The organism is Streptomyces atriruber (assembly GCF_001418325.1).
Classification (GTDB): domain Bacteria; phylum Actinomycetota; class Actinomycetes; order Streptomycetales; family Streptomycetaceae; genus Streptomyces; species Streptomyces atriruber.
Genome location: NZ_LIPN01000657.1, coordinates 237 through 1,578, shown reverse-complemented (window position 1 = coordinate 1,578; position 1,342 = coordinate 237). Strand labels below are relative to the sequence as shown.

Genomic DNA, 1,342 nt, shown 5'->3' with positions numbered 1-1,342 from the left:
CCACGGCCACCGTGCCGACCTGGATCTTGCGGCTGACCCTTCGGTCGGCGAGCTTGGTCGGAACGGACGGGATTCCGAGCGATACGGCAGTCATCTGGCGAGCATCCCCAAGAGTGTGGATCACAGAGTACGGATCACTAAGTGTGCATCTGGGTCCCGAGATCGGCGGGCTCCGGATTCGAGATTACGGCACCCCGCGGGGCCCGAGCACATCACGTCCGGAAGTCCACCCAATGGTGGGCGGCCCGTCACACAAGGTGCCGGGCCGCCGCAAACTTCCCGTAATCAGGAGATTCTCACTGGATTCACCACGTCCGCGATGAGCACCAGGATCGTGAAGCAGATGAAGATTCCCGCCACCACATAGGCCACCGGCATCAGCTTGGCGACGTCGAACGGGCCCGGGTCGGGGCGGCGCAGGACCTTCGCCGCGTTCCGGCGCACGGACTCCCACAGGGCGCCCGCGATGTGGCCGCCGTCGAGCGGGAGCAGCGGCAGCATGTTGAAGAGGAACAGCGAGAGGTTGAAGCCCGCGATGAGGAACAGCATCATCGCGATCTGGTTCTCCGGCGGGATGTCCAGGGTGAACACGTCGCCGCCCACCCGGGCCGCGCCGACGACGCCCATCGGGGAGTCCTGCTTGCGCTCGCCGTCACCGAACGCCGCGTTCCACAGGTCGGGGATCTTGGACGGCAGGGCGATGATCGACTCGACGCCGTTCTCCATCATGTCGCCCATGCGGTCGACGGAGTCGCCGAAGGACTGCTGCACGATGCCGGTGGCGGGGGTGAAGCCGAGGAAGCCCGCGTAGACGTACTTGCCCTCCACGTAGGCACCGTCGCCGTCGGTCTTGGTGACCTGGTTCCTGATCAGGTTGGCGTGCAGGTCAAGCTGCTTGCCGTCGCGCTCGACCGTGATGGTGGCCGGGCCGATGGTCTCGCGGATCTTGGACTGGAGCGCGGACCAGTCGTCGACGGACTTGCCCTGGAAGGCGACGATCTTGTCGCCGGGCTTGAGGCCGGCCGCCTTGGCGGGCGCGGCCTTGTCGCCCTTCTCGCACTTCGCGCGGTTCTCGCTCTGCTGGATGACGCAGTCGGAGACCTTGCCGACCTGGGTCGTCTGGCTGCTGATGCCGAACGTCATCATCACGCCGAGGAAGATCGCCACGGCGAGGATCAGGTTCATGAAGGGCCCGGCGAACATCACGATCACGCGCTTCCAGGGCTTGCGCGTGTAGAAGAGGCGGCTCTCGTCGCCGGGCTGGAGCTCTTCGAAGGCCGCCGAGCGGGCGTCCTCGATCATGCCGCGCCAGGGGGACGTCGACCGTGCCTCGATGCGGCCG

1 protein-coding gene is annotated in these 1,342 nt (G+C 66.5%); it reads right to left on the bottom strand.

The features are described from left to right. Positions 1-285: 285 nt before the first annotated feature. The coding region (locus AOK03_RS39780) for a M50 family metallopeptidase (RefSeq protein WP_055570192.1) at positions 286-1,342 on the bottom strand (1,057 nt) is incomplete at its 5' end.